Raw genomic sequence first — 24,444 nt, 5'->3', positions numbered from 1 at the left:
CGCGGTCCGTCGCGCCGAGCGCGGGGGCAGGAGCTGCCGCGCCCGGCGCGGACGACCGCGCTCGGCGACGCATGTCCGCGATGTCCGGTGTGCGAGGTGTGCAGGACCTGTGCGCCTCGCACGCCCGGCCGCCGTCCTCGCAGGCCGCGGGCGAGGTCGCGTGCGACGATCGACCGCGATGAACGCGACCCTCGCCCTGGCCGCCGGCGTCCCCGCCGCCTCCGACGCAGCGCCCGAGCTCACCGGTCTGGCCGGCTGGGTGGTGGGCGTGATCGAGGCGCTCGGCCCGGCCGGGGTGGGCCTGGTCGTCGCGCTGGAGAACCTGTTCCCGCCCATCCCGTCCGAGGTCGTGCTGCCCGTCGCGGGTTACGTCGCCAGCCAGGGGGAGATGAACCTGGCGTGGGCGATCGTCGCCGCCACGCTCGGCGCGGTGGCGGGCGCCTGGATCCTCTACGGCCTCGGCGCCTGGTTCGGGCGCGCCCGGCTGCGCCGCTGGCTCGAGCGGATCCCGCTGATGGAGGTCGAGGACCTCGACAAGGCCGAGGCCTGGTTCGACCGGCACGGCGGCGCCGCGGTGCTGATCGGGCGGTGCGTGCCGATCGTCCGCTCGCTGGTGTCGATCCCGGCCGGCCTGGAGCGGATGCCCCAGGTCCGGTTCCTGCTGTACACGGCGATCGGCAGCGCCGTCTGGAACAGCCTGCTCATCGTCGGCGGCTACCTGCTCGGCTCGCAGTGGCAGGACGTCGGGCACTACTCGGACTACATCAACTATGCCGTGTACGCGGCGATCGTGATCGTGGTCGTGCGGTTCGTCTGGACCCGCCTGCGCCGCCGCCGGGCCGCCGCGCGGGGCTGACCGCGCGGGGCCGGCCGCGCGGGGCCGGCCGCGCGGGGCCGGCCGCGCGGGGTTGACCGCGCTCAGGCGAACAGGGCCCCGACCCGCGACGCGTAGAGGTCCTCGCCCTTCAGGCGGCTCGTGGCCGCGGCGCCCACCACCCGGCGCACGCCGTCGTCGCCGACGAGCTGCGACGCGCCGCCGGAGCGGCCCAGCGGCAGCAGGATCCGCTCCGGGGCCGGGTGGTAGGTCGCGGCCGGCTCCCGGCCCTCGACCAGCGCCGTGATGTTCGCGGCCACCACCTCGGCGTGCGCCCGCGCCGCCGACGCGCGCTTGGACTCCGGCACGTCCGTGATGTCGCCGACCGCGAACACCGTCGGGTGCCCGGTGAGCGCGAGCGTGTCGTCCACCCGGACCTCGCCCAGCCCGTTGCGCGCACCCAGCAGGTCGCCCGCCAGGTAGTCGCTCGCCGGCAGGTTGCCGTAGCAGCGGAACCACATCTGCGCCTCGACGCGGACGCCGGCCTCGGTCTCCACGACGAACGGCTCGTGCACGCCGACGTCCGACGGCGGCAGGTAGCCCAGGCGGGAGCCCAGCACCAGCTCCACCCGGTCGGCGAGCTGCGCACGCACCACCTCGCGCAGCTCCGGCAGGTAGTCGTCGGTCGTCAGCACGTCGTCGGCCTGGTCCACCACGGTGATCCACAGGTGCGGGTAGGCGTCCAGCAGCTCGCCGACCAGCTCCAGGCCGACCGCGCCGGCGCCGACCACGAGGACGCGCTGCGCGCGCGCGAGCCCCTCGCGCATCCGGGCCAGGCGCGCCTGTGCGACCGCCGTCTCCGACTCGATGAACTTGGCCGGGAACGGGTAGGCGGTGCCCGTCGCGAGCACGAGGTAGTCCGCGTCCAGGGTGGTGCCGTCCGCCAGCCGCACCTGCGAGGAGGTGGCCCGCTCGACCCGCTGCCGCAGCACCAGGCCCCGGTCCAGCAGCCGCTCGTAGCCGAAGAACACGCGGTCCTCCCAAGCCGGGTCGACCGCCGCGCGCAGCGCCGCCGCCGCGTGCACGAACGCGTCCTTCGGGTCCACGAGGACGACGTCGGCGACGCCGTCCAGCAGCGAGGCGACCTGCGTCCCGCCGTACCCGCCACCGACCACGACGACCCGCGGTGCTGCCATGTCCGAACCCCTCTCGCCCCGACGCGACCGCCGGACGCGGCCCCGTGCCCTCGAGCCTGCCACCGCTGCCGTGGCGTGGGCTGGGACGCAGGACCCGCCCGCGCCGTGACGTGCGCGACGTCCGCCGGCGCATGTCCCCCGCGCGCGGTCCCCTCCGCCGCGCGGTCCCCTCCGTCGCGCGGTCCCCCCTCCGCCGAGACGGCAACTCTCGGCTGTGCGAGTGGGGCCGCGGACAGCCGAGAGTTGCCATCTCGGCGAGCAGGGTGGCGCGGGAGGGCAGAGCGGCGCGGGCGGGCAGGGCGGCGCGGGCGGGCAGGGCGGCGCGGGCGGGCAGGGCGGCGCGGCGAGGGCGACGGCCCGGACGCGCCGCAGGCCCGCCGCGCGAGGTGCGCGACGGGCCCGCGGGCGGGTGCGGCGAGCGGCGCCGCCGCCGGGGGTCAGGCCGCGGCCCGCGCCACCAGCGCGTCCAGGCCGTCCAGGTCGAAGCCGCCCATGCCGAAGCTCGCGACGACGCGCATCGGCATGTCGCCCATCATCGCCAGCATCGTCGGGTCGAGCGCGGCGGTGGCCTCGCCGAACGCGGCGCCGAGCAGCTCGGCGCCCCGCGGGTGGGCCAGCCACTCAATGACCGTCGAGTCCGCCGAGAGCGTCCCGTGCAGGGACTCGCCGGTGACCGTCACCTCGGCCGTGCCGCGGATGTCGCGGGACGACGCGCCGACCTCGACCACGGTGCGTCCGCCGCCGACGGCCCAGCGGCGCAGCGCCGGGTGCCAGTACGACAGGTCGCGGGCGTCGAGCGTGAACTGGAGCGTGCGGGACTCGCCCGGCTCCAGCGTCACCTTGGCGAACGCCTTGAGCTCACGGGTCGGGCGCAGCACCGCGGCCTCCGGGTCGCCGACGTAGACCTGCACGGTCTCCGCGCCGGCCCGGTCGCCGGTGTTGGTCACCGTCACCGACACGTCGACGGCGGACGAGGCGCCCTCGCCGGACACGGTGGCCGTGACGTCGGAGTAGCCGAACGTCGTGTACGACAGGCCGTGGCCGAACGGGTACGCGACGTCGACCAGGCGGGTGTCGTACCAGCGGTACCCGATGAGCACGCCCTCGCCGTACCGGACCTGGCCGTTGTCGCCGGGGAAGTTGCCGAACGCCGGAGTGTCCTCGACGCGGTGCGGGATGGTCTCGGCGAGCTTGCCGGACGGGTTCCGCACGCCGAGCAGGAGGTCCGCGACGGCCGAGCCGCCGGCCTGGCCGCCGAGCCAGGTCTCCAGGACCGCGGCGGCGTCGTCCTGCCACTCGACGGCGACCGCCGAGCCGTTGGCCAGCACGACGACCACGCGGTCGTTCACCTCGGCGACGGCGCGCAGCACGGCGAGCTGGTTGGCGGGCAGGTCGAGGTGCGTGCGGTCGTAGCCCTCGGACTCGTCCGGCGCGGGCAGGCCGAGGAACAGCAGCACGGTGCCGGCGCCACGGGCGGCCTCGACCGCCTCGGCGAGCAGCGCGGCATCTGTGGGCGCTGCGGCGTCGCCGTCCACGCCGGCGACCGAGAACCCGGCGGCGAACGCGAGGTCCGTGCTGGTGGCCGCGCGCAGCGCGGTGAGCGCGTCGTCCAGGCGGGTCGGGTTGACCTGGGAGGAGCCGGCGCCCTGGTACCGCGGGGTGCGGGCGAACTCGCCGATCACCACCGCGTGCGCCGCGTCGTCCGCCGACAGCGGCAGCACCGGGGCGTCGCCGACGACCGCGTTCTTCAGCAGCACCGAGCCGTCCGCCGCGGCCTCGCGAGCCAGCGCGTGGTGCGCCTCGACGTCGATCGAGCCGGGGTCGGCCAGCGCGGGCTGGGCGCGGGCGATCAGCGTCAGCACCCGGCGCACGGCGGTGTCGAGCACGGCCTCGTCGAGCTGCCCGTTCTTCACCGCGTCGACGATCAGCGCGTCCGTGCGGCCGCCGGTGGCCGGCATCTCCAGGTCCAGGCCCGCGGCGACGGCGGCCACGCGGTCGACCACGGCGCCCCAGTCGGAGACGACCAGGCCCTCGAAGCCCCACTCGTCGCGGAGGACCTCGGTCAGCAGCCAGGGATCCTGCGAGGCGTAGACGCCGTTGATCTTGTTGTACGAGCACATGACCGTCCACGGCTGCGCCCGCTTCACCACGCGCTCGAAGGCGGGGAAGTAGATCTCGCGGAGCGTGCGCTCGTCGACGTCGGAGGAGACCCGCATGCGGTCGGTCTCCTGGTTGTTCGCCGCGAAGTGCTTGAGGGACGTGCCCACGCCCTCGGACTGGATGCCGGACACGAGCGCCGCGCCGAGGTCGCCGGCCAGCGCAGGGTCCTCGGAGAAGTACTCGAAGTTCCGCCCGCACAGCGGGGAGCGCTTCATGTTCACGCCGGGGCCGAGCAGCACGGCGACCTCGTTGCCGCGGGTCTCGCGGCCGAGGGCGCGGCCGACGCGGTCGAGCAGGTCGACGTCCCAGGTCGAGGCCAGCGCGGCGGCGGGCGGGAAGCAGGTGGCGGGCACGGAGTTGCCGATGCCCAGGTGGTCGGCGCTCTCGGCCTGCTTGCGGAGGCCGTGCGGGCCGTCCGTCACCATCACCTGCGGGACGCCGAGGCGGTCGACGCCGTCGGTGTGCCAGAAGTCGGAGCCGGACGTCAGGGCGGCCTTCTCCTCCAGGGTGAGCTCGGCCAGGACGCGCTCGACGTCGAATGCGGCGGTCATGCGGGGGCACCTCCTCGTGCGGTGGGTCTGTTGCCGCCACTGTAGCCGATGCCTACCGTTCGGTCGGGTTTTAGGACGGGCGCCGCCGACCTCCTGTGAGAACCTGTCCACCACGCGCCGCCCGGCGCGGCAGGAGCACGGTGACGGGGGCAGGGACGATGTCCGTCGAGACGCAGCAACGGGGCTACGCGAAGGGGCGCGCGAAGCGCCGGGAGATCATCGACCAGGCGACGGCCATGTTCGGCGAGGTCGGCTACCGCGGGGCGTCGCTCCGCGAGATCGCGGCGCGGTGCGGGATCTCGCACCCGGGCCTGCTGCACCACTTCCCGACCAAGGAGTCCCTGCTGCTCGCGGTGCTGGAGCACCGGGACGACGTCGACATCGAGTGGCTGGAGACTGACAGCCCGGACGGGGTCACCACCCTGCGGCACCTCGTCGAGCTCGTGGCGCTGAACGCCACCCGGCGGGGGATCGTCGAGCTGTACGCGGTGCTGTCCGCCGAGGCGACCTCCGCCGACCACCCGGCGCACGCGTACTTCCAGGACCGGTACCGGCGCGCGCTCGACACCGCGACGACGGCGTTCGCGCGGGCGGCCGAGCAGGGCGCGCTGCGCGTCGGGGTGGACCCCGACTCGGCCGGCCGGCAGCTGATCGCGCTGATGGACGGCATGCAGGTGCAGTGGCTGATGGACGACGGCGCCACCGACATGGCCGGCGTCGTGCGGCGGCAGGTGCAGGACCAGCTGACCGTCCCGCTGGACGCGGCCCCGGACGCCGCCCCGGCCGACGCGGCGGAGCTCGACGCCGAGGGCTGACCGGCGAGCCGCGGCTAGGCCACCGGCACGGCCGTGCCGTCCAGCAGCGACCCCGTGACCGGGGCCGGCGGCACCGCCACGCACAGCCCGGCCCGGTCGCCGCGCGCCCAGGACGCCTCCGTCGGCGCCCACGCGAGCATCCGCGTCCCCTGCTCCCGCTCGCCGGCGGTCAGGTCGCACGACGCCGCGACCCGCGCCGACGCCTCGGCGGCGCCCGGCCACGCGGCGTCGGGCTCGAACGCGTAGGACGACACCGCCTGCGCGGCGTGCGGGTCCGCGCACGGCACGACGCGGACCCGGTCGACCGGGCCGTCGCCGGGCACGTCCGCGAGGCAGCTGCCCGGGACGAGCTGCACCGCGTGCGCGTCGACCGGCTCCGCGACGTCGGACGGCAGCGGGCGCTGCGCCTGCGCCGAGCCGACCAGCACCGCCGCCAGCGCGATCCATGCGAGCGTCGTCAGCGCACCGAGGACGACGCCCGCCACCGCGAGGCCGCGCCCGCGACGGGGCTCGGGCGCCGCGCGGCGGGTGCGCCGGAGCCCGACGAGCCCGAGCGCCAGCGCGACGGGGCCCGTGCCGAGGACCCCGGCGACCAGGGCCGCGACGGCGACGCCGTCGGTCCGCGGGCGGGGCGGCGCCCAGACGGGGGCGTAGAACGGCTCCGGGTAGCCGTACGGGGCGGCCACGTCAGACCTCCGCCGCGGACCCGGCCGCGAACGTCCCGGCGAGCACCGAGCCCGTGCCCGCCGGCTCGGTCGACAGCACGCAGTAGGCCCACCGGTCGCCGGCGGCCCACTGGTCGGGGTGCACGAAGTACACGTCCGCCCACGACTCCGCCGGCAGCGCGGTCGAACCGACCAGGCGCTCCGCCACCGCGGCGCACCGGTCGAGCAGCGCGGTGTACGCGGCGTCCGGCTCGGCCACGTCGGCGCGGACCGGCTCCGCCATGGACAGCTGCTCGAGGACCTCCGTCGCGTGCCCGGAGGCGCAGTCCACGACACCGGCGTCCGACATGTCGTAGGTCTCCGGCGCGGTCGCGAGGCAGTCGCCGGGGACGAGGTCGTGCGCCAGCTCGAACCACGGCAGCGTGGTCTGCTCACCCGACGCGCCGGCGGGGTCGCCCGGCGCCGGCCAGGAGCCCGCGGACGACGCGGTGGACGCGGTCGAGGCGATGCCCAGCGCGACCACGAAGCCCAGGCCGACGACGAGCGCGGCGGTCAGCACGCCGCCGATCCAGGTGGCCGCGATCGCGAGGCCACGACCCTCGGCGCCCGAGCGACGGACCCGGCGCTGCGCGGCGATGCCGAGCCCGAGGCCGACGGGCGCGGTGAGCAGGCTCGTGGCGAACGACGCGAGGGCGAGGACTAAGGCCGCCACGGCCAGGCCGTCCGTGCCGGGCGCGGGCGGGGGAGCGCCCCAGGCGACCGGCGGGGCGGGCGGGGCGACCGGCGGCGCCGGCGGCCAGGCGACCGGCGGCGCCGGCGGCCAGGCGGCCGGCGGCGCGACGGGCGGAGCGAGCGGCGCACCGGGCCCGGCGTAGGGCGGCAGCGGCGCGTACGGGGGTGCGGACGGCGCCGTGCCCGGCCAGGCCGGCGGACCCGGCTCGGGGGTCGACATGCGCCGAACCTAGCGGGCTCGCCCGCCGCGCCGACCGCCCGTCCGCCCGGTTCCCCCGGACGGGCGTGCGCCCACCCCGCGGGCCGTCAGGCCGCGTCGGCGATGTCGAGCACCACCGGCACGTGGTCCGACGGCGCCTTGCCCTTGCGCTCGACCCGCTCGATCGACGCGCCGGTGACCCGCGGCGCGAGCGCGGGCGAGGCCCAGGTGAAGTCGATCCGCATGCCCTCGTTCCGCGGGAACCGCAGCTGCTGGTAGTCCCAGTAGGTGTACGTGTGCTCGGCGGGGACGTGCACCCGGGACACCTCGGTGTAGCCGCCGGCGCCGAACGCCTGGAACGCGTCGCGCTCCGCCGGGGTCACGTGGGTGCGGCCGGCGAACACGCCGATGTCCCACACGTCGGTGTCCAGCGGGGCCACGTTCCAGTCCCCGACCAGGGCGACCGGCAGCGCCGGGTCCTCCTCGATCCAGCGGCGCGACTCCTGCTGCAGCGCCTCGAGCCAGCGCAGCTTGTAGTCGAAGTGCGGGTCCCCGACCTCGCGGCCGTTCGGGATGTACAGGCTCCACACCCGGACGCCGCCGCAGCTCGCGCCCAGCGCGCGGGCCTCGGTCACCGGGTCCTCGCCCCACCCGGGCTGGCCGGCGAACGCGTGCTCGACGTCGTGGATCCCGACCCGGGACGCGATCGCGACCCCGTTCCACTGGCTGAAGCCGCTCGTGACGACCTCGTAGCCCGCGGCCTCGAAGGCCTCGCGCGGGAACTGCTCGTCCTTGCACTTGGTCTCCTGCATCGCCAGCACGTCCGTGCCGGACCGCTCGAGGAAGGCGATCACGCGGTCGACGCGGGTGCGGACGGAGTTCACGTTCCAGGTGGCGAGGCGCATGACCGGCACGCTACCGGCCGGTCCCGACACCCGCGGAACCGCCGCCCGGCGGACCCGGGCGACCGGGGGTCCGCGACCGTAGGGTGGCGGCATGGGAACCGCACTGATCACGGGCGCCAGCTCCGGCCTGGGGCTCGAGTTCGCCTGGCAGCTCGCCACCGCCCGGCACGACGTCGTCCTCGTCGCCCGCGACGGCGAGCGGCTCGAGCGCCTCGCCGCCCAGCTCCGCGCCGCGGCCGGGGTGCACGCCGAGGTGCTGCGGGCGGACCTGACCGACCGCGACGACCTGGAGCGGGTCGCCGAGCGGCTGCGGGCCGCCGAGCGCCCCGTCGGGCTCCTGGTGAACAACGCGGGCATCGGGCTCGGCCAGCGGTTCGTCGGCAGCGACCTGGCGCAGCAGGAGGCGGCGCTCGCCCTGATGGTCCGCGCGGTGCTCGTGCTGTCGCACGCGGCCGCCGGCGCCATGGTCGAGCGGGGGCGCGGCGCGGTCCTCAACGTCGGCTCGGTCGCGGCCCTGATGACGTCCGGCACGTACTCCGCGCACAAGGCGTGGGTGCGCACCTTCACGGAGGGCCTCGCGGCCGAGCTGGCCGGCACGGGCGTGACGGCCACGGTGGTGTCGCCGGGCCTCACGCACACCGAGTTCCACGAGCGCGCCGGGCTGCGTGCCGAGCAGGCGTACCCCGAGCTGGCCTGGCTGTCCGCCGACCGGGTCGTGGCGACGGCGCTCGCGGACGTCCGGCGCGGGGCGGTCCTGTCCACCCCGAGCCTGCGGTACCGGGTCGCGTCCGGCGCCCTGCGGGTGCTGCCGCGCTCCGCGCTCCGCGCGCTGTCGACCCGCCGCCCGGACCGCGCCCCGGGGGACCGGGAGGCCTGAGCCGCCGCGCCGCCTCGCTACGCTGGCGGCCGTGACGACCTCCTCCCTCTCCCCGACGCCCCGCGAGCAGCTCCGCGACCTCATCGTCGAGCTGGCCGTCGTGCGCGGCCGGGTCACGCTGTCCTCCGGCCGCGAGGCCGACTACTACGTCGACCTGCGCCGGGTGACCCTGCACCACCGCGCGGCGCCGCTGATCGGGCACGTGCTGCTCGACCGGCTGGAGGAGGTCGGCCTGGGCACGGCGGACGTCGAGGCCGTGGGCGGCCTGACGCTCGGCGCCGACCCGGTGGCCACCGCGCTGCTGCACGCCGCGGCGTCCCGCGGTCAGGACCTCGACGCGTTCGTCGTCCGCAAGGAGGCCAAGGCGCACGGCATGCAGCGCCGCATCGAGGGCCCGGACATCGCGGGCCGCCCCGTCGTCGTCCTCGAGGACACCTCGACCACCGGGGCGTCGCCGATCGCCGCGGTCGAGGCCGCGCGCGAGGCGGGCGCGGACGTCCGCGGCGTGGCCGTGATCGTCGACCGGGCCACGGGGGCGCGGGAGAAGATCGAGGCCCTGGGCGTGCCGTACCACTTCCTGTTCGACCTGGCGGACCTCGGCCTGGCCTGACCGCGCCGGCGCGGGGCCCCATCCCCTGCGGATCCTCGCGCTGTCCCCCGATCGATCAGGGGACAGCGCGAGAACCGGGTGGGAACCAGCCGTCCGGGCTCAGGCCTCCGGGGCCGCCGTGGCGCCCGGGTACGACTCCGCCCACTCCGGCACCCGGTCCACCAGGTCCGCCACCGAGTCGAGGACCTGGGTCGGGCGGAACGGGTAGCGCACCAGGTCCTCGGTCCGGGTCGACCCGGTCAGCACCAGGAACGTCCGCAGGCCGGCCTCGATCCCGGCGACGACGTCCGTGTCCATCCGGTCGCCGATCATCGCGGTCGTCTCGGAGTGCGCGTCGATCCGGTTGAGCGCGGACCGGATCATCATCGGGTTCGGCTTGCCGACGAAGTACGGCTGCCGGCCCGTCGCCGCGGTGATCATCGCCGCGACCGCGCCGGTGGCGGGCAGGTCGCCCTCCTGGCTCGGCCCGGTGACGTCCGGGTTCGTCGCGATGAACCGCGCCCCGCCCTGGATCAGCCGGATCGCGCGGGTGATCGCCTCGAACGAGTACGTCCGGGTCTCACCCAGCACCACGAAGTCCGGGTCCGCCGAGGTCAGCGTGTAGCCCGCCTCGTACAGGGCGGTCGTCAGGCCGGCCTCGCCGATGACGTAGGCCGAGCCGCCGGGCTCCTGGTCGGTGAGGAACTGCGCCGTCGCCAGCGCCGACGTCCACAGCGACTCCTCGGCCAGGTCGATGCCGGAGGCCGCGAGCCGGGCGCGCAGGTCGCGCGGGGTGAAGATCGAGTTGTTGGTCAGCACCAGGAACGGGTGGTCGCCGTCCCGCAGCGCCCGCACGAACTCCGGCGCGCCCGGCAGGGCCACGCCCTCGTGCACGAGCACGCCGTCCATGTCGGACAGCCAGGAGGCGATCGGCCGGGCGGTCACTGGTCGAACGCCTTCCGCTCCACGGCGGCGCGCTCGGCGGGCTCGTCGTAGCGCTCGTCGCGGCCGTCCGCGGTGACCTGGCCGCGCTTCGCCGCCCGGCGGCCGCGCCACAGCTCGATCGCGACCGGGATCACCGAGACGAGGACGATCAGCACCGCCAGCGCCTCGATGTTGTCCCGGACGAACGAGATCGTGCCGAGCAGGTAGCCGAGCACCGTGACGCCGACGCCCCACAGCAGGGCGCCGACGACGTTGTACGACACGAACGTCCGGTACCGCATGCCGCCGACGCCCGCGGCGACCGGGGCGTAGGTGCGCACGATCGGCACGAACCGGGCCAGGATCACCGTCCGGCCGCCGTACTTGTCGAAGTAGGCGTAGGTCTGGTCGATGTACTGCTGCTTGAAGATCTTCGAGTCGGGCCGGCGGAACAGCCGCGGCCCGACCTTGTTGCCGATGAAGTAGGCCACCTGGTCGCCGAGGAACGCCGCCGCGAACAGCAGCACGCAGAGCAGCCACAGCGGGAAGTCCAGCGCCTCCTGCGCGACGAGCGCGCCCGCCGTGAACAGCAGCGAGTCGCCGGGGAGCAGCGGGAACAGCAGCCCCGTCTCGATGAACACGACGACGACGATCCCGATCAGCGCGTACGAGCCGAACGAGGAGATGAGGTGCTCCGCGTCGAGCCAGTCCGGCAGCAGCGCGGGCTGGGCGCCGAGGGCAGGGACGAGCGACACGAGCGCGGCTGACGCAGGCATGGGCCTCAGCGTACGGGTCGGGGGCCGGGACCCCGGGCGCCCGGCGTGCAGGTCCTGTGTGGGGTCCGCGGGCGGGGGAGGGGTGCGGCGGGTGCGCCGGCGGTGCGACAGGATGGCCGCCGTGACGACCTCCCCGCAGGCCGGCGAGCCCGGCGTCCTCGGCACCCCGCTCAGCCCTGGCGCGACCCGCGTGCTGCTGCTCGGCTCCGGCGAGCTCGGCAAGGAGGTCGCGATCGAGCTCCAGCGCCTCGGCGTCGAGGTGGTCGCCGTCGACCGGTACCCCGACGCGCCCGCGATGCAGGTGGCGCACCGGTCGCACGTCGTCGACATGCTCGACCCGGCTGCGCTGCGGGCCGTCCTCGACGCCGAGCGCCCGCACGTCGTGGTCCCGGAGATCGAGGCCATCGCGACGCACGTGCTCGCCGAGGTCGAGGCCGCCGGGGTCCGGGTGGTGCCGACCGCGCGCGCCACCGTCCTGACGATGGACCGGGAGGGCATCCGGCGGCTCGCCGCGGAGGAGCTCGGCCTGCCCACGTCGCCGTACCGGTTCGTCGACGACCTGACCGCCCTGCACGCGGCGGTGTCCGAGGTCGGCGTGCCGTGCGTGGTCAAGCCGGTCATGTCGTCGTCGGGCAAGGGGCAGTCGGTGGTCCGGACCGCGGCCGACGTCGAGGCGGCGTGGGCGTACGCGCAGTCCGGCGGCCGCGCCACCGCCGACGACGGTGCCGCGGTGCGGGTGATCGTCGAGGGCTTCGTGCGGTTCGACTCGGAGATCACCCTGCTCACCGTCCGGCACGCCGGCGGCACCACGTTCTGCGCGCCGGTCGGGCACGTGCAGGTCGACGGCGACTACCGGGAGTCCTGGCAGCCCGCGCCGCTCCCGCCGGGCACGCTCGCCGAGGCGCAGCGGGTCGCCGCCGCGGTGACCGACGCGCTCGGCGGCTGGGGCCTGTTCGGCGTCGAGCTGTTCGTCGTCGGGGACCGGGTGCTGTTCTCCGAGGTGTCGCCGCGCCCGCACGACACCGGACTCGTCACGCTCGCGTCCCAGGACTCCTCGGAGTTCGCCCTGCACGCCCGCGCCGTGCTCGGGCTGCCCGTGGGCGAGGTCCTGGAGCTCGGGCCGGCCGCCTCCTGCGCCGTCCTCGCCGAGGGCGACGGCGTGCCGCGGTTCTCGGGGGTCGACGCGGCGCTCGCGGTGCCGACCGCGCAGGTGCGGCTGTTCGGCAAGCCGTCCGTCGCGGGCCGACGGCGGGTCGCGGTGACCGTCGCCCGCGGCGCCGACGTGGAGCAGGCGCGGGAGCGGGCGCGGGAGTCGGCGGCCGCCCTGACCGTGGACCTGGTGTGACCGCGCCCGGCGACGGCGCCCCGGCCGACCCCCGCGACCCCGAGGAGGTCGGCGTCGGCCCCTGGCCCGGCGGCCCGGGCGCCTGGCCCGACGACCCGCGCCTCGACCCGGAGCTGCTCGCGCAGGGCGACCGCCGCAACGTCGCCGACCGCTACCGGTACTGGACCGTCGAGGCCGTCGTCGCCGACCTGGACACCCGGCGGCACCCGTTCCACGTGGCCATCGAGAACTGGGCGCACGACCTCAACATCGGCTCGGTGGTCCGCACCGCCAACGCGTTCAACGCCGCGGGCGTGCACGTGGTCGGCCGGCGCCGGTGGAACCGCCGTGGCGCGATGGTCACCGACCGCTACCTGCACGTCCACCACCACCCGGACGTCGAGCACCTGCTGGCGTGGGCCGCGACGGCGGGCCCGGACGGCGGCCCGCTGCCGGTGCTGGGCGTCGACAACGTGCCGGGGTCCGTGCCGCTCGACGGCTACCCGGTGCCGCGGGCGTGCGTCCTGCTGTTCGGCCAGGAGTCCGCGGGGCTGTCCGACGCCGCGCGGGCCGGCGCGGACGCGGTGCTGCACATCGACCAGTACGGTTCGACGCGGTCGATCAACGCGGGCGCGGCGGCCGCGATCGCGATGCACGCGTGGGCGGTCCGGCACGCGGGACCGCCGCCGGCCTGACCGGCCGAGTCCTCGGCGCGCCGCGGGACGCGCCGAGCGTGGTCCCCAGGCGGGGCTCGTGCCGGTTCCCTTCCGGTCCCGGTCGACGGGACCCTCTGGCGAGCAGACCCGAGGAGGCTGACCGTGATCGTCATCCGCGGCTTCGACCGCGCACTCGTCCGTCGCACCACGTTCTGGTCCGGCGAGCCCGGCCTGGACCTCTGGTTCCGCGAGCAGGCGTCGCAGCAGGAACGTCGGCACAACGTCCGGACCGTGCTCGCCGTGGACGACGACGCAGGGCGGGTCGCCGGCTACTGCTCGGCGAGGGCGTGCGAAACCGTCGCGGACGCGGCCTTCTCGCGCGGTGGCAGCGCGGAGCGGTATCGCGTCCCCGCGGTGCTGATCGCCCGGCTGGCCGTCGACGCCGACTACCAGGGGCAGGGGATCGGCAGGCTCCTGGTCGCCGACGCCCTCGAGCGCATCGCGCGCGTGTCCCGGACGCTCGGCTTCGAGGTCGTGGTCGTCCACGCCCTGCACGAGGCGGCCGCGCGGTTCTACCTCGCGTGCGGCTTCCGGCGGTTCCGTGATCAGCCGCTGTCGCTCTTCCTGACGACGCGCGACCTGCGCGCGACGGTGGCCGAGGTGGATCCCGGTTGATCGTGTGCAGTCCGTGTACGTACAGTGGACGTACGCCTACCGCCCACGAAGAGGTCCCGTGCCCGCTGAACCGCCGCCGGCAGATCGCACCGCCCGGCTCAACATGCGCATCGCGCCCCGCGCCCTCGACACGATCCGCCGTGCGGCCGCAGCGCAGCAGCAGGACGTCTCGTCCTTCGTCCTCGGAGCGGCCATGGAGCGGGCGCGCGCTGTCCTGGTCGAGGAAGGGGCGCTGGTCCTCACCGCACGGGAGGCCGCGCAGCTCGACGAGGCACTGGGCCAGGACCCGCGCGTGGTGCCCGAGCTGGCCACGCTCCTGCGCGAGGCGCGCGAGCTGCGCGCCCGGGCCTCCGGGGAGGGTCCGACCCGGGTCTGACGGCGACGACCGGCGTCTCGTGGGCAGGACGTCCCGCCCGGCCTGCGCGCAGGACGTGCCAGACTTGGGGAGAAAGCGAAACCCCACTCTCTTTGGAGCTGCTGCGATGCCCATCGCCACCCCCGAGGTGTACGCCGAGATGATCGACCGGGCGAAGGCGGGCAAGTTCGCCTACCCGGCCGTGAACATCACGTCCTCCCAGACCATCACCGCCGCGCTGCAGGGCTTCGCCGAGGCGGAGTCGGACGGCATCCTCCAGGTCTCCGTCGGTGGCGCCGAGTACGCGTCGGGCTCCACGGTCAAGGACCGCGTCTCGGGCACCCGCGCGCTCGCCGCGTACGCCACCGAGGTCGCCAAGGGCTACGGCATCACGGTCGCCCTGCACACGGACCACTGCGTCAAGAAGAACCTGGACTCCTGGGTCCGTCCGCTCCTGGCCCTGGAGGCCGAGGAGGTCAAGGCCGGCAAGAACCCGACCTTCCAGTCGCACATGTTCGACGGCTCCGACATCCCGCTGGACGAGAACCTCGTCATCGCGGCCGAGCTGCTCGAGCTGTCGCAGGCCGCGCGCACCATCCTCGAGATCGAGGTCGGCGTCGTGGGCGGCGAGGAGGACGGCCACGAGGCCGAGATCAACGAGAAGCTGTACACCACCTCCGAGGACGGCCTGGCGACGGTCCGCGCCCTCGGTGCCGGCGAGAAGGGCCGCTACCTGACGGCCCTGACCTTCGGCAACGTGCACGGCGTGTACAAGCCGGGTGCCGTCAAGCTGCGCCCGTCGATCCTCGCGGACATCCAGAAGGCCGTCGGCGCGGAGATCGGCAAGGAGAACCCGTTCGACCTCGTGTTCCACGGCGGTTCGGGCTCCACGGCCGCGGAGATCTCCGAGGCGGTCGACAACGGCGTCATCAAGATGAACATCGACACCGACACCCAGTACGCGTTCACGCGTCCCGTGGTCGGCCACATGTTCAGCAACTACGACGGCGTGCTGAAGATCGACGGCGAGGTCGGCAACAAGAAGGCGTACGACCCGCGCGCCTGGGGCAAGCTGGCCGAGGCCGGCATGGCCGCCCGCATCGTCGAGGCCGCGCAGCAGCTGCGCTCGGCGGGCCAGCGCCTGCGCTGATCCGCCCGACGGCCCCCGGGGCCGGCGACGCGACGAGGGCCCGGTCACCGCGACGGTGACCGGGCCCTCGTGCGTGCGGGGGCGCCGGGAGGGCGGTGCTCAGTCCCGGTGGTCGTCCTCGACCACGTCGAGCAGCTCGCCGATCCGGGTGACCTCGAGCAGGAACTGCACCGTCGGCGGCACGTGCAGCAGCCGGACCCGGTGCGGGGTTCGCATGGCCAGGCGGGCGAGGAACGCCACGCCCGACGAGTCCATGAACGTCACGTGGTGCGCGTCGACCTCGATCGGCACACCCGCCTGCTCGGCGTCGGTGGTCGCCTGCGCCAGGTCCGGGCCGAGATCCGCGTCGACCTCGCCGGAGAGGACGATCGTGGTCCGGTCGGGGGACAGGATGACGTGCACCGAGCCCGGCTCGCCGGCGGCCTCCCCGGGACCGGGTACGGTCGGGGCGGCCGCGGCTTCCGCGCCCTGGTCCCCGGCGAGCCCGCCCGGGGGTGTGCTGTTACCGTCGCGCACGATGCTCCCTCCCGTCCGGGTGGCGGTCGGACGACCGCGCCGGTGATGGCCACCGTCCCGGCGGGTTGCTGCACCGGGACCTGTCGGAGACGCTAGACGATCGGAGGCGGTGGTGGTCAACTCCACGCCCGGGGACGGCGCCGCGGAGACCGTCGGCTCCATCGGGCGGGCGGTGGGCCAGATCGTCGGGATGCCGGTCCTCGTGGTCGCCGCCGAGCCGCCCCGCTGGCCCGTCGTCTGGGTCAACCACGCCTTCACCGAGGTGACCGGCCTCACGCTCGACGACGTCGCCGGGCCTGCGGTCGACCTGATCGCGCTGTCCGCGGAGGACTCGTCCGGTCTGCACCAGCTGCAGGACGCCGTCCTGGACCGCCGCGCCACCTCCGCGCTGCTCCGGCTGCGCCGCGCCGGCGGCGACTGGTTCTGGGCGCGCACCGTCGTCACCCCGGTCACCGCCGAGGGGGCCGAGGACCCGACGCACTGGGTGGCGGCGCTCGTCGACGTGACCGACCAGGTGCACCGCGACGCCGCCGTCGCCGCGGAGGTCGAGGTCGTGCGCCGGGAGAGCGAGGACCTCGCGCTCATCGGCGCGGTCTCCGACCTGGTGATGGACCTCGACGACCCGTACGGCCTGCGCGCGATCGCCGAGCTGCTCGCGCTCCGGGTGGTCGGCTGGGCGGGGTTCTACGTGGACGACGACGGGCTGCAGGCCGCGGACGGCGTCGACGTCACCCGGGCCCCGCGTGCGTCCGGTCGCCGGCACGGGCCGGGCGGCACCGGCGTGCCGTTCGTCGCGCGCCGCGGCGCCCGGCCCGCCGGGGAGGACCCCGTGCAGCGCCTGCTCGACGGCGAGGGCGAGCCGCACCTCGTCCTCGACCTGGACACCGACGCCCCCCACCCCCCGGGCACCGCGTCGGCGTGGCTGGCGGCCGACCTGCGCGCGCGGGTGCCCGGCGGCGTCGGCGCCGGGCACGTCGCGGTGCTGCCGCTGCCCGGCCGGCACCGCGTGCTCGGCCTGCTCGCGGTGGTCCCGCGCGCCGCCGTCGGTCCGGACCTCGTGCACGACGCCCCCGCGCGCGGCGGCGTCGACGAGCGCACCCGCACCATCCTGTCGCTCACGGCGCGCCGGGTCGGGCTCGCCATGGAGAACGTGCGGCTGTACGCCCGGGAGCACCGGGTGGCGGAGACGCTGCAGCGGGCGATGCTCCCGGAGCAGGCCGAGGTCGAGGGCCTGGACGTCTGGTCCTACTACGCGCCGAACGTCGTCTACGCCCAGGTGGGCGGCGACTGGTACGACGTCGCGCAGATCACCGAGGACGTCGTCGGCGTGGTGATCGGCGACGTCGTCGGCCACGACGTCGAGGCCGCGGCGGCCATGGGCCAGCTCAGGTCGGTCGTGCGGGCCTACGCCTTCGAGGTCACCGAGCCCGGCCCCGTGCTCGAGCGCGTGGACCAGCTCGTGGGCGGCATGCGCATCCCGCGGTCGGCGGGTCTCGTGCTCACCACGCTGACCCGGCGCGACGCCGAGGACGGCGGCTGCCCGAGCTGGCACCTGGAGTACTCCCGCGCCGGCCACCTGCCCGCGCTGCTCGTGCGGGACGGCGCGGTCACGCTGCTCGACGAGGCAGGCGGACCTCTCATCGGCTTCGGGGACGGGCACCGGCGCACGGCGCGGCACGACCTGCGGCCCGGCGACGTCCTGGTCTTCTACACGGACGGGCTCATCGAGCGCCGGGACCGCGCCCTGCTCGACGGCCTCACCGCGCTGCGCGAGGTGGCCGCGGGCGCGACCGCCGTCGACGCGGCGGGCATCGGCGAGGAGCTGCTGGCCCGGCTCGCGGACAGCCCCGAGGACGACGTCGCGGTCGTCGTCGTGCGCATCCCGGACCTGACCGACACCTCCGGGCACGGCGGCAACGTCCGCAGCCGGCGCTGGCAGCTGCCCAGCGAGCCCGGGTCCATCGCGCGCGCCCGGCACGCGGTCCTCCGGACCTCGCACGCCTGGGAGCTCGGCGACGCGTCGAACGCCGAGCTCGTCGTCTCCGAGCTGGTCGCCAACGCGGTCCTGCACGGCTGGGGCCGGGTCACGCTGCGCCTGCACGACACCGGCGAGGGGCTGCGGATCGAGGTCGAGGACTCCAACCCGACCCCGCCCGTGGCCACCGAGGGGCACCCGGGCCGGATCGGCGGGTTCGGCATGCGGATCGTCGAGCGGCTGGCCGACTGGGGCTGGCGGCCCTCGCGCGGCGGCAAGGTCGTGTGGGCGCGGGTCCGGCCGACGGAGCCGTCGGTGCTGGAGGGGCCGCGGGGCGGGGTCTGACGAGCCCGGCAGGGGTCGTGCGCGGCGTCAGACGCCGGTGGACGCGTCCTGCGTCACGGGGCCCTGGCCGGCGTCCGCCTCGTCCGCGGCGCACCGGTGGTCGGCGTCGATCCGGAACAGCTCGAGCGCGCCGCAGATCTCCAGCACGAACAGGTCGCGCGGGTCCGCGCCGCGCAGGACGGTCGCGCCGCCGCGCTTGCGGCTCGCGTCGGCCAGCGAGATGAGGAACGCGGCGCCCGTCGAGTCCATGAACGTCACGCCGCACATGTCGATGACGAGCAGCTGGCGCCGCAGGCCGACCACGCGGGCGGCGATCTCGGGGAACTGGTCGCGCTCGGCCAGGTCGAGGTCGCCGGCGATGACGAGGGTGGTCGTCGCGGCCGAGGTGGCGATCTCGATCATGGGGGGACCTTCGACGAGGGGGGCGCGGGCTGGACGACTGTAACCACGTCCCGCACGCCACCGCATGCCGGGGCCCCCTACGGCTCGCCCTGACACACTGGGCGGCATGACCGGAGCCAACCTCCTCGGACCCGAGCCCACCCGCCTCCCGGACGGGGCCGACGCCGACGCGCGCGCCGTGCTGACCGCCGGCGGCGACCCGCGCGACGCCGCGCGCCGCGCGCCCGCCTCGTCGCTCGCCTGGGCGCTGCTCGCCGAGCGCGCCCTGCGGGACGAGGGCGACCCGGTCGCGGCCTACGCCTACGCGCGCACCGGCTACCACCGCGGGCTGGACGCGCTGCGCCGCGCGGGCTGGCGTGGCCAGGGCCCGATCCCGGCGGACCACGAGCCGAACCAGGGCTTCCTGCGCGCGCTGCTCGCGCTCGCCGAGGCCGCCGAGGCCATCGAGGAGGACGAGGAGGCCGCGCGGTGCGCGCAGTTCCTCGTCGACTCCGGCACCTCCGCGGCGGAGGTCGCGGGGCTGCGCTGACCGCGCGCGGGCGGCGGCGGCACCCGGGGGTGCGGGCGTCGTCCGGACGGTGATCACGCGGCTCCGGTAGCCTTTCGGAGGTACTGGGGTCGCCTGCCGCCCCGTGCCCGGACCTCCCGCGCCCGAGCCACGCCGCTCGGCCCCGCTGCGGGTGCCGCCGCGAGGCAGGGTGGGAGTGGTGATCACATGCCGGCCGTCGTGGTGCTCGGGACCCAGTGGGGCGACGAGGGCAAGGGCAAGGCGACCGACCAGCTCGGGTCGCGGATCGACTACGTGGTGAAGTTCAACGGCGGCAACAACGCCGGGCACACCGTGGTCGTGAACGGCGAGAAGTACGCCCTGCACCTGCTGCCGTCGGGCATCCTGTCGCCCGGCGTCGTGCCGGTCATCGGCAACGGCGTCGTCATCGACATCGCGGTCCTGTTCGAGGAGATCGACGCGCTGGAGGCCCGCGGGGTCTCCGCCGAGCGGCTGCTCGTCTCCTCCGCCGCGCACGTCATCGCGCCGTACCACCGCACGATCGACAAGGTCACCGAGCGGTTCCTCGGCAAGCGGAAGATCGGCACGACCGGCCGCGGCATCGGCCCCGCGTACGCGGACAAGATCAACCGGGTCGGCATCCGCATCCAGGACCTGTTCGACGAGAACATCCTGCGGCAGAAGGTCGAGGGCGCCCTCGACCAGAAGAACCACCTGCTCGTGAAGGTCTACAACCGCCGGGCCATCACGGTCGACGAGACGGTCGAGGACCTGCTCGGCTACGCGGAGCGGCTGCGCCCGTACGTCGCGGACACCCCGCTCGTGCTCAACCAGGCCCTCGACGCCGGCAAGACGCTGGTGTTCGAGGCGGGCCAGGCCACGATGCTCGACATCGACCACGGCACCTACCCGTTCGTCACGTCGTCGTCGGCGACCGCGGGCGGCGCCTGCACCGGCTCCGGCATCGGCCCGACCCGCATCGACCGCGTCGTCGGCGTGGCCAAGGCCTACACGACCCGCGTCGGCGAGGGCCCGTACCCGACGGAGCTGTTCGACGAGGACGGCGAGTGGCTCCGGCAGACCGGCGGCGAGTTCGGCACCACCACCGGCCGCCCCCGCCGCACCGGCTGGTACGACGCCGTCGTGGCCCGGTACTCCTCGCGGGTCAACGGCCTCACGGACCTGGTCGTCACCAAGCTCGACGTGCTCACCGGGCGGGACAAGATCCCCGTGGCCGTGGCGTACGACGTGGACGGCCGCCGGTTCGACGAGATGCCGGACGACCAGAGCGACTACCACCACGCGAAGCCCGTCTACGAGTACCTGGACGGCTGGACCGAGGACATCTCCGGCGCCCGCGAGCTCGAGGACCTGCCGGCGAACGCGCAGCGGTACCTGGCGCGGCTCGAGGAGATCAGCGGCACCCGGATCTCCGCGGTCGGCGTCGGCCCGGGCCGCGAGGCGACCGTCGCGATCCACGACCTGCTGGGCTGAGGCCGCCGTGGCGCCGCCCGACCGGTCGGGCGGCGCCACGCCGCGTCCACGGAGCGGCGCGCGTCGCCGCGGGCGCGGGGCCGGTCGGTAGGGTCGGCGTCGTGAAGATCCTCGTCGTCGGGGCCGGCGCCCGCGAGCACGCCCTCACCCTGGCCCTGTCCCGCGACCCGCAGGTGACCGACCTGCACGCCGCACCCGGCAACCCGGGGATCGGCGCGCTCGCGACGCTGCACGCGGTCGACCCGCTGGACGGCGCCGCGGTGGCCGACCTCGCGACGACGCTGGGCGCCGACCTGGTCGTCGTCGGCCCCGAGGCGCCGCTCGTCGCGGGGGTCGCCGACGCCGTGCGCGCCGCGGGGGTCCCGGTGTTCGGGCCGAGCGCGCAGGCCGCGCGGCTCGAGGGCTCGAAGGCGTTCGCCAAGGAGGTCATGGCCGCCGCCGGCGTGCCGACCGCCGACCCGGTCGTCGTCACCGAGGCGTCGGCCGCCGAGGCCGCGCTCGACACGTTCGGCGCGCCGTACGTCGTGAAGGACGACGGCCTCGCCGCCGGCAAGGGCGTGGTCGTCACCGAGGACCGGTCCGTCGCGCTCGAGCACGCGCTCGCCTGCCTGGCCAAGCCGGGCGGCCGCGTCGTCGTCGAGGACTACCTGGACGGCCCCGAGGTCTCGCTGTTCGTCCTGTCGGACGGCACCCACGTCGTCCCGCTCGTGCCGGCGCAGGACTTCAAGCGCGTCGGCGACGCGGACACGGGCCCGAACACCGGCGGCATGGGCGCGTACACGCCGCTGCCGTGGGCGCCGGAGGGGCTGGTCGACGAGGTCGTGGCCCAGGTCGCCCGGCCGACGGTGGACGAGATGGCCCGGCGCGGGACGCCGTTCGTCGGCGTCCTGTACTGCGGGCTCGCGCTGACCAGCCGCGGTACCCGGGTCGTGGAGTTCAACGCCCGGTTCGGCGACCCGGAGACCCAGGTCGTCCTGGCCCGGCTGGCGACGCCGCTCGCGGGCGTGCTGCTCGCCGCGGCGACCGGCGGGCTCGGCGACCTGCCTCCGCTGGAGTGGACCGACGAGGCGGCGGTGACCGTCGTCGTCGCCTCGCACGGCTACCCGGAGTCCCCGCGGACCGGGGACGTGATCGAGGGCCTGGACGAGGCCGGGGCGGTCCCCGGCGTCGACGTGCTGCACGCCGGCACGGCCGCCGGCGCGGACGGCGCGGTCGTGTCGGCGGGCGGCCGGGTGCTCTCGGTCGTCGGCACGGGCGAGGACCTGGCGGCGGCGCGCGCGACGGCGTACGCCGGCGTCGACCGCATCGCGCTGGCCGGCTCCCACCACCGCTCCGACATCGCCCGGGCGGCGGCGGAGGGCTGAGGCCGGGCCGTCGCCCGCCGGCAGCGGCGCCGAGCGCGGTGGTTCCCGTCGACCGCGGTACGTGCTGCTGCCGCGCTCGGCGGGACCGACCGCGCTCGGCGGGCGGGGCCGGCTGGCCGGGGCATACTCGCCCGCATGGAGCTGCCCCTCGCCTGGTCCCTCGTCCTGGTCGTCGCCGGCGCCTGGAGCCTGATCGTCTGGCCCCGGTTCGGCGCGCGGATCGCGAAGGACCCGCGGGCCCGGGACGCGCAGGGCCGGCCCACCCGGTTCCTCACCGTGCACCTGGTGCTCATCACCGTGTCGATGCTGCTGGGCGCCGCCGTCGCGCTGCTCGGCGTCCTCACGCTGGTCTGACGCCCGGACGCCCGGCCAGGCCATCCCCGCGGCTGCGGCAGGATGGCCCCATGACCGCACCCACGCTGCCCGGCTGGACGCACACCTACTCCGGCAAGGTCCGCGACCTGTACGTCCCGGACACCACCCAGGAGGCCGGGGCCGCGGTGGCCGAGGCGCACGGCGACGTCGTCCTGGTGGCGGCGAGCGACCGCGTGAGCGCGTTCGACCACGTCCTGAGCCCCGGCATCCCGGGCAAGGGCGTGGTGCTGACCCGGCTCAGCCTGTGGTGGTTCGACCAGCTCGCCGACCTGGTCCCGAACCACGTGGTGTCGGCGGAGGCGCCGGCGGTGCCGGAGGCGGTGCTCGGCCGGGCCATGGTGTGCCGGCGGCTGCAGATGTTCCCGGTCGAGTGCGTGGCCCGCGGCTACCTCACCGGGTCCGGCCTGGCGGAGTACCGGGCGTCCGGCGAGGTCACCGGGATCCCGCTGCCCGCCGGCCTGGTCGACGGCTCGCGGCTGCCGGAGCCGATCTTCACGCCCGCGACCAAGGCGGAGCTCGGCGAGCACGACGAGAACGTCAGCCTGGACGTGGTCGCCGGGCAGCTGGGCCGGGAGCGCGCGGAGGAGCTGCGCGACCTCACGCTGGCGGTCTACGCGCGGGCGGAGGGGATCGCGCGGGAGCGCGGGGTGATCCTGGCGGACACCAAGCTGGAGTTCGGCGTCGACCCGACGACGGGGGCCGTGACGCTCGGCGACGAGGTGCTCACCCCGGACTCCTCGCGGTTCTGGCCGGCGGACGGCTGGGAGCCCGGCCGGTCGCAGCCGAGCTTCGACAAGCAGTTCGTCCGCGACTGGCTGGCCTCGGCGGAGTCGGGCTGGGACCGCGCGGCCGACGGCGCGCCGCCGGCGCTGCCCGCGGACGTCGTCGACCGCACCCGCGCCCGCTACCTCGAGGCCTTCGAACGGCTGACGGGGACGCCGCTCACGGTGTGAGCGACGCCCCCGCCGGGGTCGTGCGTCGGGCCGGGCCGGCTCAGGAGCCGAGCGCGTCCTCGATGAGCGGCACCAGGTTGTCGAGCGCGTACTGCTGCGCGCCGACCGTGCCGAGCGAGTAGGCGGACTGCAGCTCGCTGCCGAGGATCACCGCGCGGCCGTCGGCGACGGCCGGGACCGCCTGCCACTGGGGGTCGTCGGTGATCTCGGAGGCGTCGAGGTAGATCGGGAACGCGACGATCAGGTCGGCGTCGAGCAGGTCGAGCTGCTCGGACGAGATGTCGACGCTGAAGCCGGAGGAGGACACGGGCAGCCCGGCGATGGTCGGCGACTGCTCGAACCCGAGGTTCTCCATGAACTGCACCCGCTCGCTGCCCTCGATGTACGCGCCCCAGCCCTCCGAGGTGCGCGCCGCGGCGGTGAACGTCTTGCCGTCCCACCCCGGGTGGTCGGTCCGGGCCTGCTCGAAGGCGTCGTCCAGGCCGGCCTGGAGCTCCTCGCCCTTCTCCGGGACGCCGAGGGCGGTGGAGATCAGCTCGAGCTGCTCCTCCCCGGTGGTGAGCCAGGTGTCGCCGCCCTCGGGGACGCCGACGGTGGTGGCGATCTCGGAGAGCCGGTCGTACCGGTCCTGGTCGCCGGACGACTTCACGTCGAGGATCAGGTCGGGCTCGAGCGCGGCGATCGCCTCGTAGGACGGCTCGAGGGTGTCGATGATCTCGGGCGACTCGTCGTACTGGCCCTCGGCCCACGGGCCCACGCCGTCGCCGCCGAACGCCAGCCAGTCGGACGCGCCGACGGGCTGGTAGCCCAGGGAGAGCGCGGTCTCGGCGTCGCCCCAGCCGAGCGCGACGATCCGCTCGGGCCGCTGCTCGACGGTGACCTCGCCGAACTTGGTGTCGACCGTGGCCGGGAAGGTGCCCTCGCCCGCCGAGGTCGAGCCGCCCGCGGCGGTAGTCTCGCCCGAGCCGGCGGAGTCGTCGGCGCCGGAGCACGCGCTCAGGGCCAGGACCGCGACCGCCGCGACGGCGGCGACACGCATGGACTTCATCGAAGGCCTTTCGTGGAGGGGGCCCGCGGACTTCGGGAACGGAGTCACGAACGAGCGGATGCCTCGGAAGGTTAGCCTAGCCTCATGATGTGCGGGAACCC

Annotated in this window: 25 protein-coding genes; 15 read left to right on the top strand and 10 right to left on the bottom strand. The window is 75.6% G+C overall.

Translation table 11 applies throughout. From position 1 onward, the window contains the following. Positions 1-178: 178 nt before the first annotated feature. The gene (locus tag FKM96_RS07000; protein ID WP_147794629.1) at positions 179-856 is read left to right on the top strand and encodes a DedA family protein; all 678 of its coding nucleotides are present in this window, start codon (positions 179-181) and stop codon (positions 854-856) included. A 62-nt stretch (positions 857-918) separates the two neighbouring features. Here FKM96_RS07000 and FKM96_RS06995 read toward each other — a convergent pair whose 3' ends face one another. Both FKM96_RS06995 and FKM96_RS06990 read right to left on the bottom strand, forming a co-directional pair. After that, positions 919-2,010, bottom strand: coding sequence for an FAD-dependent oxidoreductase (locus tag FKM96_RS06995; RefSeq protein WP_147794628.1), 1,092 nt, complete (start codon positions 2,008-2,010; stop codon positions 919-921). Between the two features lie 437 nt (positions 2,011-2,447). Then, positions 2,448-4,721 (bottom strand): glycoside hydrolase family 3 C-terminal domain-containing protein, encoded by a 2,274-nt coding sequence (locus FKM96_RS06990; RefSeq protein WP_147794627.1) that lies wholly within the window; start codon positions 4,719-4,721, stop codon positions 2,448-2,450. A gap of 140 nt (positions 4,722-4,861) precedes the next feature. Between FKM96_RS06990 and FKM96_RS06985 the strand changes: the two genes are divergently transcribed. Then, positions 4,862-5,536: a TetR/AcrR family transcriptional regulator gene (locus FKM96_RS06985; protein ID WP_246855243.1), complete on the top strand. Its 675-nt coding sequence runs from the start codon at positions 4,862-4,864 to the stop codon at positions 5,534-5,536. A gap of 14 nt (positions 5,537-5,550) precedes the next feature. On the opposite strand, the gene FKM96_RS06980 is transcribed toward FKM96_RS06985, so the two are convergent. From FKM96_RS06980 to FKM96_RS06970, 3 genes are all read right to left on the bottom strand, one after another. Continuing rightward, on the bottom strand, positions 5,551-6,222 hold the full coding sequence (locus FKM96_RS06980) for a DUF4190 domain-containing protein (protein WP_246855242.1): 672 nt from the start codon (positions 6,220-6,222) through the stop codon (positions 5,551-5,553). 1 nt (position 6,223) lies between these two features. After that, complete coding sequence (locus FKM96_RS06975) at positions 6,224-7,153, bottom strand: DUF4190 domain-containing protein (RefSeq protein WP_147794626.1); 930 nt, start codon at positions 7,151-7,153, stop codon at positions 6,224-6,226. Between the two features lie 86 nt (positions 7,154-7,239). Then, on the bottom strand, positions 7,240-8,037 hold the full coding sequence (locus tag FKM96_RS06970) for an exodeoxyribonuclease III (RefSeq protein WP_147794625.1): 798 nt from the start codon (positions 8,035-8,037) through the stop codon (positions 7,240-7,242). A gap of 91 nt (positions 8,038-8,128) precedes the next feature. Here FKM96_RS06970 and FKM96_RS06965 point away from each other — a divergent pair, with 91 nt between their 5' ends. Continuing rightward, on the top strand, positions 8,129-8,914 hold the full coding sequence (locus FKM96_RS06965) for an SDR family oxidoreductase (protein WP_147794624.1): 786 nt from the start codon (positions 8,129-8,131) through the stop codon (positions 8,912-8,914). A 31-nt stretch (positions 8,915-8,945) separates the two neighbouring features. Further along, complete coding sequence (pyrE, locus tag FKM96_RS06960) at positions 8,946-9,524, top strand: orotate phosphoribosyltransferase (protein ID WP_147794623.1); 579 nt, start codon at positions 8,946-8,948, stop codon at positions 9,522-9,524. Between the two features lie 99 nt (positions 9,525-9,623). Here the strand turns inward: pyrE and FKM96_RS06955 are convergent, their stop codons facing one another. Further along, a complete protein-coding gene (locus tag FKM96_RS06955; protein WP_147796975.1) occupies positions 9,624-10,412 on the bottom strand; it encodes an HAD-IIA family hydrolase in 789 nt (262 codons plus the stop codon). A gap of 32 nt (positions 10,413-10,444) precedes the next feature. After that, positions 10,445-11,203, bottom strand: a complete 759-nt coding sequence (locus FKM96_RS06950; RefSeq protein WP_147794622.1) for a VTT domain-containing protein — start codon at positions 11,201-11,203, stop codon at positions 10,445-10,447. Between the two features lie 121 nt (positions 11,204-11,324). Between FKM96_RS06950 and purT the strand changes: the two genes are divergently transcribed. From purT to fbaA, 5 genes are all read left to right on the top strand, one after another. Continuing rightward, positions 11,325-12,548, top strand: coding sequence for a formate-dependent phosphoribosylglycinamide formyltransferase (gene purT, locus FKM96_RS06945; protein WP_246855241.1), 1,224 nt, complete (start codon positions 11,325-11,327; stop codon positions 12,546-12,548). Next, entirely contained in the window at positions 12,545-13,222 is a 678-nt protein-coding gene (locus FKM96_RS06940) for an RNA methyltransferase (RefSeq protein WP_147794620.1), read from the top strand. Before purT ends, FKM96_RS06940 begins: the two co-directional genes overlap by 4 nt. 123 nt (positions 13,223-13,345) lie before the next feature. After that, positions 13,346-13,858 carry a GNAT family N-acetyltransferase gene (locus FKM96_RS06935; protein WP_168216904.1) on the top strand — a complete coding sequence of 171 codons (513 nt, stop codon included), beginning with the start codon at positions 13,346-13,348 and terminating at the stop codon, positions 13,856-13,858. A 58-nt stretch (positions 13,859-13,916) separates the two neighbouring features. Then, positions 13,917-14,234, top strand: a complete 318-nt coding sequence (locus FKM96_RS06930; RefSeq protein WP_147794618.1) for a DUF1778 domain-containing protein — start codon at positions 13,917-13,919, stop codon at positions 14,232-14,234. Positions 14,235-14,340: 106 nt separating this feature from the next. After that, the gene (fbaA, locus tag FKM96_RS06925; RefSeq protein WP_147794617.1) at positions 14,341-15,363 is read left to right on the top strand and encodes a class II fructose-bisphosphate aldolase; all 1,023 of its coding nucleotides are present in this window, start codon (positions 14,341-14,343) and stop codon (positions 15,361-15,363) included. 99 nt (positions 15,364-15,462) lie between these two features. Here the strand turns inward: fbaA and FKM96_RS06920 are convergent, their stop codons facing one another. Beyond that, positions 15,463-15,879, bottom strand: coding sequence for an STAS domain-containing protein (locus tag FKM96_RS06920; protein ID WP_371300503.1), 417 nt, complete (start codon positions 15,877-15,879; stop codon positions 15,463-15,465). A gap of 109 nt (positions 15,880-15,988) precedes the next feature. On the opposite strand from FKM96_RS06920, the gene FKM96_RS06915 reads away from it, so the two are divergent. Further along, positions 15,989-18,199, top strand: a complete 2,211-nt coding sequence (locus FKM96_RS06915) for a SpoIIE family protein phosphatase (protein ID WP_246855240.1) — start codon at positions 15,989-15,991, stop codon at positions 18,197-18,199. A gap of 27 nt (positions 18,200-18,226) precedes the next feature. Here FKM96_RS06915 and FKM96_RS06910 read toward each other — a convergent pair whose 3' ends face one another. Beyond that, on the bottom strand, positions 18,227-18,601 hold the full coding sequence (locus FKM96_RS06910; protein WP_147794616.1) for an STAS domain-containing protein: 375 nt from the start codon (positions 18,599-18,601) through the stop codon (positions 18,227-18,229). Between the two features lie 106 nt (positions 18,602-18,707). Between FKM96_RS06910 and FKM96_RS06905 the strand changes: the two genes are divergently transcribed. From FKM96_RS06905 to FKM96_RS06885, 5 genes are all read left to right on the top strand, one after another. Continuing rightward, a complete protein-coding gene (locus FKM96_RS06905) occupies positions 18,708-19,130 on the top strand; it encodes a DUF3151 domain-containing protein (protein ID WP_147794615.1) in 423 nt (140 codons plus the stop codon). A gap of 186 nt (positions 19,131-19,316) precedes the next feature. After that, positions 19,317-20,603, top strand: coding sequence for an adenylosuccinate synthase (locus tag FKM96_RS06900; protein WP_147794614.1), 1,287 nt, complete (start codon positions 19,317-19,319; stop codon positions 20,601-20,603). A gap of 101 nt (positions 20,604-20,704) precedes the next feature. Further along, entirely contained in the window at positions 20,705-21,967 is a 1,263-nt protein-coding gene (gene purD / locus FKM96_RS06895) for a phosphoribosylamine--glycine ligase (RefSeq protein ID WP_147794613.1), read from the top strand. Between the two features lie 135 nt (positions 21,968-22,102). Then, the gene (locus FKM96_RS06890) at positions 22,103-22,321 is read left to right on the top strand and encodes an SCO4848 family membrane protein (protein ID WP_147794612.1); all 219 of its coding nucleotides are present in this window, start codon (positions 22,103-22,105) and stop codon (positions 22,319-22,321) included. A 50-nt stretch (positions 22,322-22,371) separates the two neighbouring features. Continuing rightward, a complete protein-coding gene (locus FKM96_RS06885; RefSeq protein ID WP_147794611.1) occupies positions 22,372-23,295 on the top strand; it encodes a phosphoribosylaminoimidazolesuccinocarboxamide synthase in 924 nt (307 codons plus the stop codon). Between the two features lie 40 nt (positions 23,296-23,335). Here FKM96_RS06885 and FKM96_RS06880 read toward each other — a convergent pair whose 3' ends face one another. Then, positions 23,336-24,343 (bottom strand): iron-siderophore ABC transporter substrate-binding protein, encoded by a 1,008-nt coding sequence (locus FKM96_RS06880; RefSeq protein ID WP_210417385.1) that lies wholly within the window; start codon positions 24,341-24,343, stop codon positions 23,336-23,338. Positions 24,344-24,444: the final 101 nt, after the last annotated feature.

The sequence above is a fragment of the Cellulomonas sp. Y8 genome (assembly GCF_008033115.1).
GTDB lineage: Bacteria > Actinomycetota > Actinomycetes > Actinomycetales > Cellulomonadaceae > Cellulomonas.
This window is presented reverse-complemented; position numbering and strand designations above follow the sequence as displayed.

Coding starts and splice junctions, on each gene's coding strand:
- FKM96_RS07000 (WP_147794629.1), top strand. CDS start 179: ATGAACGCGACCCTCGCCCTGGCCGCCGGCGTCCCCGCCGCCTCCGAC.
- FKM96_RS06995 (WP_147794628.1), bottom strand. CDS start 2,010: ATGGCAGCACCGCGGGTCGTCGTGGTCGGTGGCGGGTACGGCGGGACG.
- FKM96_RS06990 (WP_147794627.1), bottom strand. CDS start 4,721: ATGACCGCCGCATTCGACGTCGAGCGCGTCCTGGCCGAGCTCACCCTG.
- FKM96_RS06975 (WP_147794626.1), bottom strand. CDS start 7,153: ATGTCGACCCCCGAGCCGGGTCCGCCGGCCTGGCCGGGCACGGCGCCG.
- FKM96_RS06970 (WP_147794625.1), bottom strand. CDS start 8,037: ATGCGCCTCGCCACCTGGAACGTGAACTCCGTCCGCACCCGCGTCGAC.
- FKM96_RS06965 (WP_147794624.1), top strand. CDS start 8,129: ATGGGAACCGCACTGATCACGGGCGCCAGCTCCGGCCTGGGGCTCGAG.
- FKM96_RS06955 (WP_147796975.1), bottom strand. CDS start 10,412: ATGGACGGCGTGCTCGTGCACGAGGGCGTGGCCCTGCCGGGCGCGCCG.
- FKM96_RS06950 (WP_147794622.1), bottom strand. CDS start 11,203: ATGCCTGCGTCAGCCGCGCTCGTGTCGCTCGTCCCTGCCCTCGGCGCC.
- fbaA (WP_147794617.1), top strand. CDS start 14,341: ATGCCCATCGCCACCCCCGAGGTGTACGCCGAGATGATCGACCGGGCG.
- FKM96_RS06910 (WP_147794616.1), bottom strand. CDS start 18,601: ATGATCGAGATCGCCACCTCGGCCGCGACGACCACCCTCGTCATCGCC.
- FKM96_RS06905 (WP_147794615.1), top strand. CDS start 18,708: ATGACCGGAGCCAACCTCCTCGGACCCGAGCCCACCCGCCTCCCGGAC.
- FKM96_RS06900 (WP_147794614.1), top strand. CDS start 19,317: ATGCCGGCCGTCGTGGTGCTCGGGACCCAGTGGGGCGACGAGGGCAAG.
- FKM96_RS06890 (WP_147794612.1), top strand. CDS start 22,103: ATGGAGCTGCCCCTCGCCTGGTCCCTCGTCCTGGTCGTCGCCGGCGCC.
- FKM96_RS06885 (WP_147794611.1), top strand. CDS start 22,372: ATGACCGCACCCACGCTGCCCGGCTGGACGCACACCTACTCCGGCAAG.
- FKM96_RS06880 (WP_210417385.1), bottom strand. CDS start 24,343: ATGAAGTCCATGCGTGTCGCCGCCGTCGCGGCGGTCGCGGTCCTGGCC.